Origin of the sequence: Faecalibacterium sp. Marseille-Q4164 (genome assembly GCF_017377545.1) — a bacterium.
Lineage (GTDB): Bacteria > Bacillota > Clostridia > Oscillospirales > Ruminococcaceae > Faecalibacterium > Faecalibacterium duncaniae.
On record NZ_JAFREJ010000001.1, the window covers coordinates 122,415 to 139,498 of the forward strand.

At 55.3% G+C, this 17,084-nt stretch carries 17 protein-coding genes; 12 read left to right on the plus strand and 5 right to left on the minus strand.

What is annotated here, in order from left to right; all coding sequences use genetic code 11:
* The first annotated feature begins 51 nt into the window (after positions 1-51).
* From J3352_RS00595 to J3352_RS14455, 10 genes are all read left to right on the plus strand, one after another.
* Positions 52-1,152: a glycoside hydrolase family 172 protein gene (locus J3352_RS00595; protein WP_005934096.1), complete on the plus strand. Its 1,101-nt coding sequence runs from the start codon at positions 52-54 to the stop codon at positions 1,150-1,152.
* Between the two features lie 31 nt (positions 1,153-1,183).
* Positions 1,184-1,420 (plus strand): hypothetical protein, encoded by a 237-nt coding sequence (locus J3352_RS00600; protein ID WP_242699827.1) that lies wholly within the window; start codon positions 1,184-1,186, stop codon positions 1,418-1,420.
* A gap of 150 nt (positions 1,421-1,570) precedes the next feature.
* Positions 1,571-3,625: a TIM-barrel domain-containing protein gene (locus J3352_RS00605; RefSeq protein WP_005934091.1), complete on the plus strand. Its 2,055-nt coding sequence runs from the start codon at positions 1,571-1,573 to the stop codon at positions 3,623-3,625.
* A gap of 170 nt (positions 3,626-3,795) precedes the next feature.
* Positions 3,796-5,301, plus strand: coding sequence for a DNA methylase (locus J3352_RS00610; RefSeq protein ID WP_005934086.1), 1,506 nt, complete (start codon positions 3,796-3,798; stop codon positions 5,299-5,301).
* Positions 5,282-5,779, plus strand: coding sequence for a hypothetical protein (locus J3352_RS00615; RefSeq protein ID WP_097772316.1), 498 nt, complete (start codon positions 5,282-5,284; stop codon positions 5,777-5,779). Before J3352_RS00610 ends, J3352_RS00615 begins: the two co-directional genes overlap by 20 nt.
* 98 nt (positions 5,780-5,877) lie before the next feature.
* Positions 5,878-6,087: an HFLK protein gene (locus J3352_RS00620; protein WP_097772315.1), complete on the plus strand. Its 210-nt coding sequence runs from the start codon at positions 5,878-5,880 to the stop codon at positions 6,085-6,087.
* A gap of 114 nt (positions 6,088-6,201) precedes the next feature.
* A complete protein-coding gene (locus tag J3352_RS00625; RefSeq protein WP_097772314.1) occupies positions 6,202-6,729 on the plus strand; it encodes an isochorismatase family protein in 528 nt (175 codons plus the stop codon).
* 1 nt (position 6,730) lies between these two features.
* Positions 6,731-7,261 carry an O-acetyl-ADP-ribose deacetylase gene (locus J3352_RS00630; protein ID WP_097772313.1) on the plus strand — a complete coding sequence of 177 codons (531 nt, stop codon included), beginning with the start codon at positions 6,731-6,733 and terminating at the stop codon, positions 7,259-7,261.
* A gap of 3 nt (positions 7,262-7,264) precedes the next feature.
* Positions 7,265-7,930 (plus strand): DNA/RNA nuclease SfsA, encoded by a 666-nt coding sequence (gene sfsA / locus J3352_RS00635; RefSeq protein WP_097772312.1) that lies wholly within the window; start codon positions 7,265-7,267, stop codon positions 7,928-7,930.
* A gap of 213 nt (positions 7,931-8,143) precedes the next feature.
* Positions 8,144-8,350, plus strand: a complete 207-nt coding sequence (locus tag J3352_RS14455; RefSeq protein WP_347562990.1) for an ADP-ribosylglycohydrolase family protein — start codon at positions 8,144-8,146, stop codon at positions 8,348-8,350.
* Between the two features lie 141 nt (positions 8,351-8,491).
* Here J3352_RS14455 and J3352_RS00645 read toward each other — a convergent pair whose 3' ends face one another.
* The 5 genes from J3352_RS00645 to J3352_RS00665 form a co-directional block, all read right to left on the minus strand.
* On the minus strand, positions 8,492-10,093 hold the full coding sequence (locus J3352_RS00645) for a glycoside hydrolase family 36 protein (RefSeq protein ID WP_097772311.1): 1,602 nt from the start codon (positions 10,091-10,093) through the stop codon (positions 8,492-8,494).
* The gene (locus tag J3352_RS00650; RefSeq protein WP_097772310.1) at positions 10,086-11,471 is read right to left on the minus strand and encodes a glycoside-pentoside-hexuronide (GPH):cation symporter; all 1,386 of its coding nucleotides are present in this window, start codon (positions 11,469-11,471) and stop codon (positions 10,086-10,088) included. Before J3352_RS00650 ends, J3352_RS00645 begins: the two co-directional genes overlap by 8 nt.
* Complete coding sequence (locus tag J3352_RS00655) at positions 11,462-13,843, minus strand: glycoside hydrolase family 2 TIM barrel-domain containing protein (protein WP_156066218.1); 2,382 nt, start codon at positions 13,841-13,843, stop codon at positions 11,462-11,464. Before J3352_RS00655 ends, J3352_RS00650 begins: the two co-directional genes overlap by 10 nt.
* Positions 13,840-14,403 carry a TetR/AcrR family transcriptional regulator gene (locus J3352_RS00660; protein WP_156066216.1) on the minus strand — a complete coding sequence of 188 codons (564 nt, stop codon included), beginning with the start codon at positions 14,401-14,403 and terminating at the stop codon, positions 13,840-13,842. The genes J3352_RS00655 and J3352_RS00660 overlap by 4 nt, the downstream gene beginning before the upstream one ends.
* Positions 14,404-14,611: 208 nt before the next feature.
* Positions 14,612-15,265 (minus strand): NAD(P)H-hydrate epimerase, encoded by a 654-nt coding sequence (locus J3352_RS00665; protein WP_156066214.1) that lies wholly within the window; start codon positions 15,263-15,265, stop codon positions 14,612-14,614.
* Between the two features lie 287 nt (positions 15,266-15,552).
* Between J3352_RS00665 and J3352_RS00670 the strand changes: the two genes are divergently transcribed.
* Together J3352_RS00670 and J3352_RS00675 are read left to right on the plus strand one after the other, a co-directional pair.
* Entirely contained in the window at positions 15,553-16,536 is a 984-nt protein-coding gene (locus J3352_RS00670; RefSeq protein WP_156066212.1) for a Gfo/Idh/MocA family protein, read from the plus strand.
* A gap of 95 nt (positions 16,537-16,631) precedes the next feature.
* Positions 16,632-16,841 carry a hypothetical protein gene (locus J3352_RS00675; RefSeq protein ID WP_097772305.1) on the plus strand — a complete coding sequence of 70 codons (210 nt, stop codon included), beginning with the start codon at positions 16,632-16,634 and terminating at the stop codon, positions 16,839-16,841.
* Positions 16,842-17,084 lie beyond the last annotated feature (243 nt).

Consider the following 17,084-nt stretch of genomic DNA (forward strand, 5'->3'; position numbering starts at 1 on the left):
AATTCAATTCAACATAAAAGACAGTTGCTCATTTGTGAGTAGGAGGAATATATGATGTTTGATTGTGGTTTACAGAATATTTTCCGGCTGAAAAACGGACAGTCCCGTTCCATCAACTGGGAAAACCGGAACGGAGAAAAAGGAAAAGGCGGCATGGCATCCAGCGATCTTGGTCCGTCCAGAAAAGGTTCCCCGTGTATCCCGAAAATAGAAGCAGGAGAGACCGTAACACTTGGTGAGATCCAGGGAGAAGGCATGATTCAGCACATCTGGATCACCGTTACAGACCGTACCAGTGAACGTAACCGTTATGTTCTGCGGGATCTTGTTCTGCGCATGTACTGGGACGATGAAGAATTCCCATCCGTTGAATGCCCGCTTGGCGATTTCTTCTGCTGCGGCTTCGGTGTTTCCTACCAGGTAAACTCAGTCCCGATTGCTGTCAATCCGACCCGTGGTTTCAACAGCTATTTCCCGATGCCGTTCCGTAAAAACGCACGTATTACCATTGAAAATCAGTGTGATGAGCCGATTCCGGCCTTCTTTTATCAGATCGACTATTGCCTGACAACGGTTCCGGAGGATGCTGCCTATTTCCATGCCCAGTGGCGTCGTCAGCGCATAACGGAAAAGGCAAAAGACTACGTTGTCCTCGACAACATCAAAGGGAAAGGCCAGTACGTTGGAACTTATCTTGCGCTTACCAGCCTCGAACGCTACTGGTACGGAGAAGGTGAGATGAAATTCTACATCGATGGAGACAAGGATTATCCAACCATTTGCGGAACTGGAACAGAAGATTACTTCGGCGGTGCCTGGAGCTTTGCAACACAGCAAAATGGCCAAACCGTTGAAAATCAGTACTGTACTCCGTATCTTGGCTATCCTTACTACTCTAGCCACGATACCTTCCTTCATAATGATTACCACAATGATGATCAGATGCCACAACGCAGCTTCTACCGCTGGCACCTTCTTGATCCTATCCTTTTTGAGAAGGACCTTAAGGTAACTCTGCAGCAGATTGGTGTCAGCCACGGAGGTCTTTTTGAACGTCAGGATGATGTCGCTACCACAGCTTACTGGTACCAGACGCATCCTCATGTACCATTCGCGCCACTCATGTCCAGAAAAGAGCGCTGGCCAAGATGATTTTTGACGCTTTTCCTATTTTATATGTTTTATGACTTTGCATATCCATGCAGACGTGACCCTGCCGCCTGACAGGGAGCAGGGAAGCGAGACAGCAGAGCAGCAGCTGCACATTCTGCTGTACCAGACCGATGTGCCGGAGGCGGAACTGAACGCCGCCCTGTCTGACTATTGCAAAGAGGACCTCTGCAACACCGAAAACGGACGAATGATCGTGGGGCTGTATCTGGGCAAACAGGAACATCACGTTTCAAGGATCTTGTATTGAAATAGCTGCACAACCGCAGCTATTGGGTTGAAAATAAGGCTGAAGCCCCAATTGCTCCAGCCAATGTCAGAGTTTCTTAATTGTCCATCAAAAATATGTTGGTACGTTTTACACTGTGACGATTCAAAAACAGAGGAGAGATATTTTACTATGATCTACAAAAAGCAATACGGTCAACCGTTTGATACCGAAAGTGTAGTGGGTTCTTTTTTGCCCATGATGGAAACGATACCCTATCTGACCAAGGAGCCGGATGGTTTCTCCTATGCCATGGAACCGCAGGATATTCTGTATGGTCTTGGCGAAAACGTCCGTGGTATCAACAAGCGCGGGTGGGTGTACGAAAGCAAGTGCTCCGATGACGGCAACCATACCGAGGGCAAATCCTCGCTGTACGGTGCTTATAATTTTATGATCGTGTCCGGCAAGGATACATTTGGCTTTTTTATCGACTACCCGGGCAAGGTCACCTTTGACTGCGGCTACACCGACCTGGATACCTTACGCATCACGGTGGCCGAGGAAAATTACGATCTCTACATCATTGAGGGCGAGAGCCTGACCGATATTGTGCACCAGTTCCGCCAGTTGGTGGGGCGCAGTTATATTCCGCCCAAATGGGCTTTTGGCAACGCCCAGAGCCGCTGGAGCTACATGAACGAGGACGAGGTCCGCGAGGTGGTGGCAAATTACCGTGCCAATCATATGCCGCTGGACGCTGTGGTTTTGGATATCGATTACATGGAGCGTTACAAGGACTTTACGGTGGATGCGCAGCGCTTCCCGCGTTTTGCAGACTTTGCCGCTGAGATGAAAGCGCAGGGCATCCATCTTGTCCCCATCATCGATGCAGCAGTCAAGGTCGAAGAGGGATATGATGTGTACGAGGAGGGCGTGAAAAACGGCTACTTCTGCACGAATCAGGATGGCACCCCCTTTGTAGCCGGTGTGTGGCCGGGACGGGTACACTTCCCCGATATGCTCAACCCGGAAGCCCGTGCTTGGTTTGGCAGTCAATATAAAGTTCTGCTGGATCAGGGGATCGAGGGCTTCTGGAATGATATGAACGAGCCTGCTATCTTCTACGCAGAAGAAAGACTGAAAAAGACTTTTGCTCAAATTGAGAAATACAGCAAGCAAAACCTGGATATTTCCAGCTTTGGTGCTTTTACCGGCATGGTGGCAGGGCTTTCCAACAACGAAAACGATTATAAGCTGTTCTACCACAACACCAAACAGGGGCGTATGCGGCACGACAAGGTACATAATCTTTTTGGTTATAACATGACCCGTGCGGCAGGCGAGGCTTTTGAGCGGCTGGAGCCGGACAAGCGCATTTTGATATACTCCCGTTCTGCCTGCATCGGGATGCACCGGTATGGCGGCATCTGGACCGGCGACAACCATTCTTGGTGGAGCCACATTCTGCTTGCGCTGCACATGATGCCCTCCCTGAATATGTGCGGCTTCCTGTACGAAGGCCCCGACATTGGCGGCTTTGGCAGCAATACCACGGAGGATCTGGTGCTGCGCTGGTACGGCTTGGGCATCTTCTCTCCGCTGCTGCGGAACCACTCTGCCAACGGCACCCGCCGGCAGGAACCCTACCGCTTTAAGAACAAGGCTGCCTTTGCCGGGATTTTACAGCTGCGCTACCTGCTGCTGCCCTACATTTACAGCGAGTACATGAAGGCTGCTCTGCACAACGGCATGTACTGTATGCCGTTGGCGTTCGCATTCCCGGGGGACGACTTTGCCCGCCGGGTGGAGGATGAGGTGATGATCGGTGAAAGCTTGTTGATTGCCCCGGTATATGAGCAAAATGCCCGCGGTCGGTATGTTTATCTGCCGGAGGAGATGCTGCAGGTGCGGGTAAAGTGCAGCGAAAGCAACCGCATCGAAACCAGCGTGTTGCCAGCAGGCCATCATTACATTCCGGTGGAGCTGGATGAAGTGGTGTTCTTTATGCGCAAGGGACACCTTCTGCCCCTTGCCAAGGACGGCAAAAAAATCCAGAGCGTTGCCGATGTGGATTTTGCAGACCTGCGCCTGCTTGCCTATGCTCCCGATGGTGCATCCTATGAATACTATACCGATGACGGCGAGACAAAGGATTATGATAAGCCGGAACATTTTGTGCATATCACGCTGGATGCAGATGGAAATACAAAGAGTGATCGTGCTACGGTCAAAGTAGAAGGATAATCGTCAGTCATTACGCAGTTCCTACAGAGTGGCAGCGTTTCAGCTTGAAATGCTGCCACTCTTTTTTGTTGTCTATATCACAGATAAAATAGCGTTCCATCTTGAAAACAGTGCAACTATTTATTATAATAAAATAAATAGTTGTGACTTTTGCAAAGGAGGGCTGAAGTATGGCAGCGCAGCGCACCTATCTGGCAATCGACCTGAAAAGTTTCTATGCCTCGGTGGAGTGCGTAGACCGCCATCTGGACCCCCTGACCACCAATCTGGTGGTGGCAGATGCTTCCCGCACCGAAAAGACCATCTGCCTTGCGGTATCGCCCTCCCTGAAAGCTTACAAGATCCCCGGCAGAGCACGGCTGTTTGAAGCCGTTCAGCGGGTGAAAGAGGTCAACGCTCAGCGGCTGCAAACTGCCATCCGGCAGAAAAAGGCGGTGCGTGGGGAAGATGGCAAATATCACTTTGCCAGCACCTCTTTTGATGCCAATGCCCTGAACGCAGACCCTGCACTGGGGTTGAGTTACATTGTTGCGCCGCCCCGGATGCAGCGGTATCTGGACGTTTCCACCCAAATCTACAAGACCTACCTCAAATATGTGTCCCCGGCGGATATCTACCCCTACTCCATCGACGAGGTTTTCATTGATGTGACGGGCTATCTGCCCTATTACCACATGAGCGCCCACGAGCTTGCCATGACCATGGTGCGGGAGGTGCTGTACAACACTGGAATCACCGCAACGGCAGGCATCGGCACCAACCTCTACCTTGCAAAGCTGGCCATGGACATTGTGGCAAAACACATCCCGGCGGACAAAGATGGTGTCCGCATTGCGGAGCTGGACGAGCAGTCCTACCGGTATCTGCTGTGGAATCATCGCCCTCTGACGGATTTCTGGATGACAGGCCCAGGCACCGTGAAAAAGCTGGAAGCCCACGGCATTTATACGATGGGGGACTTGGCACGGTTTTCTATCTACGGAGAAGATCGTCTGTATGAAATTTTTGGCGTGGATGCAGAAATTCTCATCGACCACGCATGGGGCTATGAGCCCTGCGGTATGGCTGAGATCAAAAGCTACAAGCCCAGCACCAACAGTATCAGCGAGGGGCAGGTGCTGACCTGCCCCTACCCCAACGATAAGGCAAAGCTCATCGTCCGAGAGATGGCAGAGATTCTGATGTTCCGGCTCACCGAAAAGAAGCTGGTGACGGAATCCATCACCTTGGAGATAGGCTACGACCGGGAGAACGTGGACAAGGGCGGCTACCGTGGTCTGACCCAGACCGACCGCTACGGCAGAGTTATCCCCAAGGCAGCCCACGGCACCGTTCGGTTTGATGCCCCTACCAATCTGGGCAGCACCCTCATCAACGAAAGCGCAAAGCTGTTTGAGCGCATCACCGACCCGGCGCTGACGGTGCGGCGCATTACCATCAACGCCAACAAGGTCACGCCGGACGAGGGCTTCTATCAGGTGGACTTTTTCACCGACACGAAGAAGCTGGAAAAGGAGAAAAAACTCCAGCAAGCCATGCTGGGCATCAAGAACAAGTACGGCAAAAACGCCGTGCTGAAAGCCAGCAGCTACGAAGAAGGTGCCACCATGCGCCAGCGCAACGCACAGATCGGCGGGCACAGTGCAGGAGGTTCAGATGGAAAACTACAAAAATAGCAAGGCCGGGCAGGAGACCGCCCAAAAGTACGGGGACATCATAGAGATGGAACGCCCCCAGAACGAAGAATCCCTCCGCAAGCACCTTCGCATGACCCTTCAGAACCGTGCCAAAATTTTCTCGCCCTTCTCTCCGCTACGAGGCTATGACGAGCAGCTTGCCGCAGAAAAGCAGCGCACGGAGCGTGTGACCAAGCGCATTCTGACCGAGGAGGAAATGTCCGCCCTGTCCGATCGGCTGATGCAGGTCACCAAGGGCATGACCATCACAGTGCAGTACTTCAAAGAGGATACCGCCCACCCGGAGGTTCCGGCGGTGGGCAACTACATCACGCTGACCGGAAAAGCAGACCGCATCGACCCGGTGTTCCGCACCTTGCAGGTGGGCGACACCGTGGTGCCCTTTGAAGATCTGGTGGAGGTCAGCGGGGAAGGCATCATGGATATTGATACATATCTGGGAATCCGGGAAGAATGACATTGCAAAGAAATTCTGAAAGAGAGCTTTATGGGATATCATCTTTGGTAAAATGACCTCAGAAGAAGCAAAACACACTTCAGACGGAGGAAAATACAATGGCAAACGGTGATTACGGCTATTTCGGCAAAGGCGACACGGGCTATGCCCAGTACATGACGGCTTTCAACCGCAACTTCGGCGGTTCGTCTGGCGGCGGTGGTGGTGGCCACAACAATGGCGGCGGCGGGGGAGATGGCAGCGGTTGCGGTTGCCTGATCGCTATTGCAGTGGTCGCGGTGCTGATCCTGATCGTCTTGGGTGGCTGAATCAATCCCTGCAGGTGAAACACAGGTTTTCCCTGTGGGGATTTTTTGAATCCGCTTGTAGAAAGAAACGGTCTATGGTAGAATGAAACCAAAGAAAAACAGGAGGGCTTACACATGGTTTTACTGGTTGTGGATACACAGAAAGGTATCGTGGATGAACGCCTGTATGCGTTTGAAAAGTTTGTCAGCAACATCAGGGAATTGATCCGGACTGCCCGCGAACAGGGAATCGAGGTCGTCTATGTCCAGCATGATGATGGGCCCGGCACCGGTTTCTCCATCGGGGACGATGAATTTGAGGTCTATTCCGGGTTTGCTCCGCTGCCGACTGAAAGACGGTTCGTCAAGACTGTATGCAACGCTTTCAAGAAAGAGAGCGGATTGCTGGAATATCTGACCGCAAAGGGCGAAAAAGATGTGATGGTCTGCGGCATCATGACCGACTTCTGCATCAATGCAACGATAGAAGCAGGCTTTGAGCACGATTTTCATATGATCGTCCCTGCCTATGCAAATTCCACGCAGGACAACGAATACATGACAGGAGAGCAGAGCTATCGCTATTACAATGAATTCCTCTGGTCAGATTGTTATGCCGATTGCGTGCCTATGGATAAGGCACTGGAACTGCTCAAAAAGTGAGGTGTCTGCAACGATTCCCCCAAAAATCAAGAATCAGATTCAAGTAGTGCAGGGAGACATTACCAAGCTGGACTGTGACTGCATCGTGAATGCGGCCAACCGCAGTCTGTTGGGCGGCGGTGGCGTGGATGGAGCCATTCACCGGGCAGCAGGGCCGGAGCTGCTTGCCGAGTGCCGCACCCTGCACGGCTGCCGCACCGGCGAAGCGAAAATCACCAAGGGATACCGGCTGAAGGCAAAGTACATCATCCATACGGTGGGTCCCATCTACTCCGGCACCCCGGAGGACACTGTGCAGTTGGCAGACTGCTACCGCAATTCGCTGGAGCTGGCAAAGACCTACAACATCCACAGCATTGCCTTCCCGGCAATCTCTGCCGGGGCTTATGGCTATCCGCTGGATGCTGCCACCCAAATTGCGGTGGATACAGTGGCTGATTGGCTGCAAAGCCACGCCGACTATGATATGAGGGTCATCTTCTGCTGCTTTGATGCCCGGACGGCGCAGGCGTATCAGACAAAAATGGAGTAAACATTGAAATACAGAGAGATTGCGGACGGCATTTTTCTTGACCGCCCCAACCGTTTTATTGCCCATGTAGATGTGAACGGCACGGTGGAAACCGTCCATGTCAAAAACACCGGACGGTGCAAGGAACTGCTGCTGCCCGGTGCGGCGGTGCATCTGGAAGTGTCGGACAACCCGAAGCGCAAGACAAAATACGACCTTGTGGCGGTACACAAGCAGGAACTTGGCTGGGTCAACATGGACAGTCAGGCACCCAACAAGGTGGTAGGAGAATGGCTTTCAAAGCAGGAGTTTGACCTTGTCAGGCCGGAGTTTGCTTATGGCAGATCCCGTATCGACTTTTACATGGAAAAGGGCGAACAGAAATACCTGCTGGAAGTCAAAGGCTGCACACTGGAAGTGGGCGGCATCGGTTATTTCCCGGATGCACCCACCGAACGGGGCGTGAAGCACTTGCATGAGTTAGCGCAGGCGCAGCGGGCAGGGTATCGGTGCACAGTAGCCTTTGTGATCCAGATGGAAGGCATCACCGAGGTGATGCCGAATGTTGGCACGCAGCCGGAGTTTGGCACAGCGCTGGCCGAAGCGAAAGCCGCAGGTGTGAGGGTGCTGTTTCTGCTTTGCCATGTCGGGCGGGACAGTCTGGAAATCGTGGAGCAGCGGGAAATGTGAAAAAACACATGAGGGAGAAACCAGCATGCCTTTTTTGATGATCCGCAACGACATCACCAAGGTAACAGCGGATGCCATCGTCAACCCAGCGAACCGGCAGTATGTGGAGCAGACCTTCGGCTACGATTTGAGCCGCACCTGCGATGAAATTTGCCCGTACTATTGCCATGTGGAGACCTGTCAACAGACCGTGCCGGAGGCCATCGTCGCCTTTTGGAAAGCACCGGCTTTGAAGATGCGCTCCGCAATGCAGTCTCTCTGGGCGGCGACAGCGACACCCTTGCCTGCATCACCGGCGGCATTGCCGAAGCCTTTTACGGGATGCCACAGGAACTGCGGGCAGAGACCTTGAAACGTCTGCCGGAGGATCTGCGGGCGGCGTACGAGCTGTTCCGGCAGAACCTTGAGCGCAGGATGTGACCCTATCGGTGCTGCACAGACCCAAGCTGTATTTAAAAAACTGAGGATCGTACCGGAAGAACAGCAAAACACCCGCCTGCGTATTGTGTGCAAAGCACAGTACATGGGCGGGTGTGGTTTTGTTATGGTTTGTTCGCACTGTCAGAACAGGTCGAAACATAATTTTTGTGGAGTTCCGTCCAGCAGATACCGGATATAGAGACGGTCGTTTTCCGCTTCTGCCTGCACCTGCGTGGCGTGCTCAAAGAGGGTGCGCAGACGGCGGTACTCTGCCCGCTGCGCCTCTGTATAGCGGGACGGCATATCCGAGGTGAGGAACACATTGCCCAGCAGGGCATTGACCGTGGCAAGGGTGCGTTTTTGCTTTGCCGTCAGCTTGCAGTTTTCTTCCCGGAGAAAGAACACATCCGGGTCGCTGCCATAGGCACGGCCATTGAGCTGCCGCCGGAATAGCGTGTTGTTGATGGCCTGCTTTGTGGACACCCGCTCCCGGTGGAACAGGCGCATATACCACACATCGTCCCAGTCCAGCCCTACGTCACAGCTGACACGGCAGTAATCCACCAGCCCGAAAGCCGGCATCACCGGTACGCCGCAGCCGAGAATCTGCTTTTGACCGCACCATGTGCGCAGCAGCTCCATAGCACGGGACATCCGGGCTGCCCGGCTCTCGCGGGCGTTGCCAAAGGGGGCAGCGCCGTACAGAAAATCCAGCTTGACAAGGTCGAAGCCCCAGTCGTTCAGCACCAGGTCAAACACCCGGCGCAGATAGTCCAGCACGGCCGGGTTGTCGAGATCCAGCGCATAAAAGCTGCTCCAGTTGCAGCCGCAGCACCACGGTTTGCCGTCCACTTTCAGCAGCCAGTCCGGGTGCTGCCGGAAAAGGGCAGAGTCCTTTTCGCACACAAAGGGCGCAAGCCATAGCCCAGCCTGAAATCCGGCGGCGTGAATTTCCTCCACCATGCCTTTCAGCCCGTGGGGGAATTTCTGTGCATCTGTTTCCAGCCAGTCGCCCACCTTCGGCTCCCAGCCATCGTCGATCTGGAACAGGTCTCCCAGACAAAGCAGGCTGCGGCATCCGGTCAGGTCCTCCCGAATGGTATCCTCGGTGATGTCCTGATAGCGGTTGTACCAACTGGAATAGCCTGCCAGCTTCTTTTCAGTCCGGGGCTTGATGCCCATAGCCTGAAACCAGCCGTCGAACACCTCGGTCTCGCCGCCCTCGGCAAAAAACAGGTCAAGGAGTGGGAAACTGCCGCCGGGATGTTCCACCCCGGCGCAGTCACGCTCCAGCGTCAGCAGGGCTTTGCCGCTGTCGTAGCGGAGGATGGTGTAGCCCGGGGTCTCGTCCAGCGATGCTACCAGCCGGAACTGCGCTCCCCTGCGGAAATAGCAGTAGGAAAAGCCGTGGCTTTGACCTTTTTGATGCCCATAAGGCGCAAAATGATAATCGCCGTAGCGGTCAAAGGCATATTTTTTGCGCAGAAAGCCGGGAATGTGGTCGGTGCCGCGCAGCTTGCCGTTCCGGTTCAGCTCCGGGCTGTAGGTCCATGTCTGGTAGCCGTTCATGAACAGACGCTCGTCTGCTTCCATCGTCCACGGCATCTCGGCACGTACCGCCTTCAGCGTCCCGGCGGGCAAGTCGGCGGAAAGATGCACCGCACCGCAGCCCGGGTGTACCGGGGCATCGCCCTGCCGCACACCGCCGGAAGTTTCCGCGTACCAGTGCAGTGTCTCAGTCATGGTGCGCTTCCTCCCCGTGGAGCTGTGCGCTGATCTCGGCAGCGCGGGCATCGGTCAGAACAAACTTGCGGCGGAACAGCACCAGCGCACCAGCCAGCACCAGCATGGGCAGAACGGTCATCATCAGGCGCAGACCCAGCAGGGTTCCGGCGCTTTGTACTGCCACCGGGCCGGTCTCCTCCGTGTTGCCCACAAGACCGATGAGGTCTAGCCCGATGCCGGTCAGGAATACCGCCACACCGGAGGCAGCCTTGACCACAAAGGTCTGCATGGAAAAGATAACGCTCTCCTCCCGGCGGCCGGTCTTGAGCTGACCGTAATCTACGCTGTTGGAAAGGAACAGGGTGGTCAGCACGGTCAGCATTCCGTTGCAGGCGAACACCACCACGCCCGGAATGCACAGCAGGGCAAGGCTATGGGAAAGGCCGGTCAGGCAGAACACCAGCAGCGTGCCGTAGCCGCACAGTGCCAGCACAAGGCTGAGCTGGAACACCTGCGTGCTGCTGAGCTTTTTGCGCAGCAGCGGGTAAAGCACCATCATGCCAAGGATCTGTGCCGCACCGCCCACGGTGGAAAACAGGGTGTAGGTGGCTTTCCAGCCTGCACCGCCAAGGTCGTACTTGAAGAAATAGATGATGAAGTTGGAGGTAAGGTACAGCGCCGAGTTGATCAGCACGATGCTGCCTACCACTACCATAGCCTGATCGTTGCGGAACAGGGCGGAGAACATCTCCTTTACAGTGGCGGTCTTCATCTCACTGGGGGTAGTTTCTTTCATGGAAATGCAGCACACCAGCTCTGTCACTGTAAAAATTACTGCTACGATCAATGCCACCCAGCGGAAGCCAGCGCGCTCGCTGTCGCCGCCAAGGGCTCCCACCAGCAGCATGGTGAACATAGCGATGAGGGCAGAGCCAACGCCTGCACAGGTGCGCCCCACCATGGAGAGGTTCTCCCGGTCTTTTGGGGTGCGGGTCACGGCCGGGATCATGGACCAGTAGGGAATATCCATCATGGTATAGGTGACGCCCCACAGGATGTACACCACGCAGAAATAGAGCATCAACGCCGCTTCGTCCAGCACCGGGGCGGCAAACAGGGCGTAAAGCACCAGCGCATTGAGCAGCGTGCCGGAAAAGATCCACGGACGGAAACGTCCCCAGCGGGTGCGGGTCTTTGCCACCAGAACCCCCATAAAGGGGTCGTTGAAGGCATCAAAGAACCGGGCCGCCATGAGCACGACGCCCACAAAGCTGGCCGAAAGCCCCAGCACATCCTGATAATAATACATGACGTAAGAAGCCGACAGGGCATATACCATATCCTTGCCCACGGCACCAATACCAAATGCGGTTTTCTGTTTCAGGGTCAGTTCCATACAGCGTCCTCCTTTTCAATGGTAAACCGCAGCACAACGGGCTGGGTCTGCGGTGCAGAAACGGTCAGCAGGGCTTCTCCGGCAGTGCCCACGGTGCGCAGATAGGTTCCGGTCATGCCGCCCTCGGCAACGGCGGTCTGTGGACCCACAAGGGCGGCGCTGCCCTCCACCGCAAACTGCACCGGGAACTGTGCGTAGGGGGCTGGGGTGCCGTTCTCGTCCAGAATGCGCACCCGGACAGCCGCCATATCGTAAGTATCTTTTTCCCGGAGAGCCGTCCGGCTGACCTTGACTTCCAAGTGCAGCTTTGCACTGGGGCAAAGGGTCACGCTGCGCACCACGTTGCCGTCCTGCACGGCATCGAACCGCCATCGGGTAGCCTCGCCGCCCCAGTTGCCTACATATTTGCCGTAAAGCGCCACGCCATCTTCAAAGCTCATTTTGTAGTGCAGCATACACCAGCCGAATTTGACCTTGTAGGCCAGCGGCAGCCCTGCCAAGCCATATTTCCCGGCGGCCAGCAGGCAGTCCCGCACAGCGGCCGCTTTGGACGGCGAAAAATGCTCCTGCGTTTCCAGCAGCTCGCCAATGGTATCGTCCATCACAAAGGGAGGGTGGGGCAGCGCCGTCCACTCGCTTTGGCGCAGGGTGGTGACGAACACATCGTTTTTGTAAAGCCTTACCTGTTGGGCATTGCTGAAAACATAGGCCGTGCCCAGCTGCCCGGCGGGGTTATCGCCGATGTCCATGGAGGAGCTGACCGCCAGCACCGGGTCAGTATCGCCCTGACTGGCATAGACCGCTGCCGCCAATTTGGGGTTGCGGAAGCTGTCCAGCACCCCGTGGTAGCAGATGCGGTCCCCGGAGCCAAAGTCCTTGTGGGTCTGGTAGTCGAACATACACCAGCCAAAGCACCCGGCGTGCTCTCCGCTGGCATAGGCGGCGTTCTGAACCCGAACGTGCCGCAAGGCGTGCTCCTGCCGATGAGGGCCATCGTCAAAGGGCTTGGTGGGGTACATGTGACCGTTGCACTCCGAGATGAGCAGCGCCTTGCCCATATCCGGGGTCACGTCCTTTTTGGGCTTTGCGCCGGGCGTTACGCCGTTGTGGGAAAAATCGTTGTAGGCGTAGACGTCCTCCAGCAGATGGCTTTTTTCCAGATACCGCACACCGGAGGTGGCGCGGCTGGGGTCCAGCTGATGGGCAATCTCGTTGGTGCGGGTGTAGAAGGCATCGTCGTCCACGCTCTCGTTGATGCGCACGCCCCACAGGATGATGCTGGGATGATTGCGGTTCTGCAAGATCATCTCTTGTAACATTGCACAGGCAGCGTCTTTCCATGCAGCATCTCCGATGTGCTGCCAGCCCGGCAGCTCGGTGAACACCAACAGACCCCGCTGGTCGCACTCGTCCAGAAAATATGGGCTTTGTGGGTAGTGGCTGGTGCGCACGGCGGTGCAGTGCAGCTCCTCCTGCAAAACGCGGGCATCCTCCCGCTGCAGGCTTTCCGGTGCGGCGTAGCCGATATAAGGGTAGCTTTGGTGTCGGTTCAGACCCCGCAGAAAGGTCTTTTTGCCGTTGAGGTAGAAGCCGTCTGCCCGGAACTCTGCGGTGCGGAAGCCAAACGTCACCTGTTTGCGATCGATGGGTTGTCCGGCTGCGTTCAAAAGCTCTGCCACGGCATGATGCAAAACCGGGTGCTCGGTATCCCACGGCTGTGCGTGCGGGACGGAAAACTGCATCTTCCCGGTTTCTGCCGCCTGTGCGGTCTGCTGGGCCAGCAAGGTGCCGTCTGCGGTCTCCAGCCGGATGCGGACCGCCACGGCTGCGGGTGTGAGCTCTGCCGTCCACTGCACCACAGCCTCTTGCAGGGTGGGCGTGTAGACGAACAGATCGGTCAGGCGGCTCTCTGCCGTAGCTTCCAGCCAGACCTCCCGGTACAGCCCGCCGTAGGTCAGGTAGTCGATGACAAAGCCAAAGGGCGGGATGGCCGGGTCCTCCCGGGTGTCCAGCTGCACGGTCAGCAGGTTTTCACCCTCCCGGTCCACAAGGTCTGTGATCTCCACCGTAAAGCCGGTATAGCCGCCCCGGTGCTGCCCGGCAACCCTGCCGTTGACCCGCACCACCGCCTGATGGGCGGCTCCGTCAAAGCGGAGGAACAGCCGGGGCGCAGCCTGTACCGGCGGCACCCGGAACCGCTTCCGGTAGCCGCAGACCATCTCGTAATCAGCGGGGGTGGCATAGTGCAGCGGCACCTCCCGGCAGGTATGGGGCAAGCGGACGGCTTGTTGTTTTGGTACAGGCAGCCCCTTGCCAAAGGCTTCCGTCCAGTGGTGGGTAAACTCCCAATCATCGCAAAAACTGTGTTTCATCGCAGCAGCACTCCTTCCAGTAAAATCGAGATCATTTCCTCCAGTACAGCCACATACTGCACCCCGCTTTCTGCCAGACTGCGGTCTGCCAGAAAGCTCTCGATGGATGCGGTGATCATCTGCCGCAGCACCGGCAGGGACACCGGACGCATGACCCCCTTTGCCACAGCCTGTTCCAGCAGCGCCATGGTGGGTTCCCACCCGTTTTCCAATTGACTGCGCACCCGCGCCGCCACCACCGGGTATTTCTCGTCCAGCTCCTTCATCTGCCGCAGGTCCAGCGCAGCATATTCCGTCGGCATGGCAATGATGACCGCCCGCAGCTTTTCCTGCAAAGTACCGCTGCCTGCCAGAATTTCCTGCTTGCAGTGGTGGATCTCCGCAAAGGCGTGGTCTACCATGTCCAGCAGAAGGGCCTCTTTGGAGGGGTAAACGGTGTAGATGGTCTTTTTGCTGATGTGCAGCGGCTCTGCCACCTGCTGCATGGTGAAATGCAGCCCCTGTTGACGGAATAACTGCATCGCCTGTGTGCGCACCAGCGCATCGAGCTTTTCCTGCATGAGCGTCCTCCTTGTGGAAACTGTGCTTGCTTTTCTGGTTTCCATTCTAGTGCGGAAACCGAGCCAAATCAAGCGGTTTCCGCATTTTCTGCGTTCTGCCAAGAAAGTGCAGACATTTTGCAGCAGAATGACAAAAAGAACCCCGGCGTGCCTTGAAAGCTGCCGGGGTCTTTTGCGTGCAGGTGCTTTTCCGCAGCGGCAAGCCTCGTCAAAACTCCGGGTGCCATTCGTCCCGGATGCCAATGTCGGCACAGACGATTTTTCCGCACAGCGGCGCAGAAGATTCTGCGATATGCAAAGGCTTATAGCTGTCGAAGGTTACGGTCAAATCCGCATGGGCAGCACCCTCGGCAACCTCCCCGGTATCCGTGTTGATGCCGCTGGGCAGGTCTACGGCAAGCACAAAGGCACCGCTCTTGTGCAGACGGCGTATCAGCCCGCAGGCAGCAAGACCGGAAGGCCGCAGTTCACCATGGAACCCGGTGCCGTAGAGGGCATCCACAGCAGCATCAAAGTGCTGGGTTTCCAGTACAGAGCAGTCGGTGCAGATGTGCACTGGCAGGGAGTGCAGACGCTCAAAATTGAGGATGGCATCAGCAGTTTTCGGCTCGCCCTCGGCCAGAAGAACGGTCACGCTCCAGCCGTCTTTTGCTGCGGCACGGGCAATCACGAACCCATCGCCGCCGTTGTTGCCCTTTCCGCAGACCACCAGCAGCCTGCCGGGATGCGGGAACTGCTTTTGCAGTTCAGCGTAAGCCGCCAGTCCGGCATTTTCCATCATTTGCAGGTAGGGCAGACCGTGGGCATCCCCGGCTCGTTCAATTTCCTTCATCTGCGCAGCCGTCACAATGCGATGTTTCATGTTGGCACCTTCTTTCTATCTCTATTATAATGAATGAGAATGTTTGGAACAAGATGAAAGATACCGGTGCATAGAATCTGTCCCCGGAGAGTTGGAACAAGCCCTCCGGGGGCATTTTTGCTTTTCACTCTCTTTTCCGTAGGAGAAAACCATGGTATACTGAATCCAAAGTATAGCAGTTTGCGCTTTTGATGCTCAAGCAACATCCGCAAACTGCATATCGCAAATATGCCGTTTTGATCGGCACTATTTTTGAAAATTGCGATAATAAACAGGGAGGTACCGTTATGAAGTGGGGAATTTTAGCCACCGGCACCATTGCCAAAAAGTTTGCGTCTACGGTGGAACAGATGGGCGCAGAGGGGGAGCAGCTTGTTGCCGTGGGGTCACGGCACATGGAAAGCGCACAGGCGTTTGCACAGCAGTACGGCATCCCCCGCTGCTATGACTCCTACGAAGCCCTTGCCGCAGACCCGGAGGTGGAGGCCATCTATATCGCCACCCCCAACACCCTGCACTACGAAAACTGCAAGCTCTGTCTGGAGCAGGGCAAGCACGTTTTGTGCGAAAAGCCCTTTACCATCCGCCCGGAACAGGCGCAGGAGCTGTACCGTCTGGCGGAGGAAAAGAACCGCTTTCTCATGGAGGCGTTCTGGATCTGGCTGCTGCCGCTGTACGACCGTCTGCGCGAGATCCTTACTGCGGGCACCATCGGGGAACTGAAGCAGATCACCTGTCAGTACGGCTTTGTGGCCTCCGGTGCCCGGAAGGACCGCAAGTTTGATTCCGGTCTGGGCGGCGGTGCGCTGCTGGATATCGGCATCTACAATCTGGGCTTTCTGCGCATCCTTACCGGACAGGACCCGGAGAAGGTGGAAGCCAAAGAGGTGCACATCAACGAGTACGGCACCGACGATTACGGCCGCCTTGCACTGACCTACCCCGGCGGCTGCAAGGCAGAGTCTGTCCAGACCATCGGGCAGGAGCTGGAGCGCAACGCCCGCATCGTTGGCACCAAGGGCAGCATCTTTCTGCCGGATTTCCAGCACGCCGAGACCATGACGCTGGAAGTGGATGGCAAAGAGCCGGAGGTCATCCGCTGCCCGGTGGACATCAACGGCTTTGAGTACGAGATCCGGGAAGCAAGCCGCTGCGTCAAGCTGGGGCGTACCGGCAGCGACCGCTATACCCCGCAGGACAGCCTTGCCCTGACCCGCCTGATGTACGACACCCGCATGAGCTGGGGCATGAAGTTTGCGGGGGAGGTGTAAGCACACACCTTGCCGCAAAGGGCTTTTTGCGTGCGGAGACTATGGCATACGGAGAGCGGCAACTCGGAATTGATATAAAAAAGGAGGACACATAGATGAAAACAGTGGTTCTTTATAATATTATTTCTTTTATCATCCTCGTTGCTTTGATTTTTGTCTTAAGGATTGTTAGTAAGAGTAATTTAAGACAAAATCAACAACTTGTTATTAAAGTCATTGCAACTATTTTAATTGTTTGTGTGATAGCGTTCGTGCTTTTTATTGATGCAATAGCATTTGGCATTATAGGACCAGTTCAAGATTAACAATTCCAGTTTGACAAGGAAGTGCTTTGCATGAAAAAGCGTATATCAAGGATTCTCGGTTTAATAATGCTGATTATAGCGATTGCATTTATAGTGTTTGCATTGAACCATCCAGAAATGAGCTTTCCTTGGAACAATACTATTACTTGGTTACTGTATGGTTTATATATTCTTGTGACAGTCATGCTACTTATTGCGCCTAAGGCGAAGAAGTGAAAAAATCCAGCTTGCCGGGCAGACAGG

Coding starts and splice junctions, on each gene's coding strand:
- J3352_RS00595 (WP_005934096.1), top strand. CDS start 52: ATGATGTTTGATTGTGGTTTACAGAATATTTTCCGGCTGAAAAACGGA.
- J3352_RS00600 (WP_242699827.1), top strand. CDS start 1,184: ATGACTTTGCATATCCATGCAGACGTGACCCTGCCGCCTGACAGGGAG.
- J3352_RS00605 (WP_005934091.1), top strand. CDS start 1,571: ATGATCTACAAAAAGCAATACGGTCAACCGTTTGATACCGAAAGTGTA.
- J3352_RS00610 (WP_005934086.1), top strand. CDS start 3,796: ATGGCAGCGCAGCGCACCTATCTGGCAATCGACCTGAAAAGTTTCTAT.
- J3352_RS00615 (WP_097772316.1), top strand. CDS start 5,282: ATGGAAAACTACAAAAATAGCAAGGCCGGGCAGGAGACCGCCCAAAAG.
- J3352_RS00620 (WP_097772315.1), top strand. CDS start 5,878: ATGGCAAACGGTGATTACGGCTATTTCGGCAAAGGCGACACGGGCTAT.
- J3352_RS00625 (WP_097772314.1), top strand. CDS start 6,202: ATGGTTTTACTGGTTGTGGATACACAGAAAGGTATCGTGGATGAACGC.
- J3352_RS00645 (WP_097772311.1), bottom strand. CDS start 10,093: ATGACTGAGACACTGCACTGGTACGCGGAAACTTCCGGCGGTGTGCGG.
- J3352_RS00650 (WP_097772310.1), bottom strand. CDS start 11,471: ATGGAACTGACCCTGAAACAGAAAACCGCATTTGGTATTGGTGCCGTG.
- J3352_RS00655 (WP_156066218.1), bottom strand. CDS start 13,843: ATGAAACACAGTTTTTGCGATGATTGGGAGTTTACCCACCACTGGACG.
- J3352_RS00660 (WP_156066216.1), bottom strand. CDS start 14,403: ATGCAGGAAAAGCTCGATGCGCTGGTGCGCACACAGGCGATGCAGTTA.
- J3352_RS00665 (WP_156066214.1), bottom strand. CDS start 15,265: ATGAAACATCGCATTGTGACGGCTGCGCAGATGAAGGAAATTGAACGA.
- J3352_RS00670 (WP_156066212.1), top strand. CDS start 15,553: ATGAAGTGGGGAATTTTAGCCACCGGCACCATTGCCAAAAAGTTTGCG.
- J3352_RS00675 (WP_097772305.1), top strand. CDS start 16,632: ATGAAAACAGTGGTTCTTTATAATATTATTTCTTTTATCATCCTCGTT.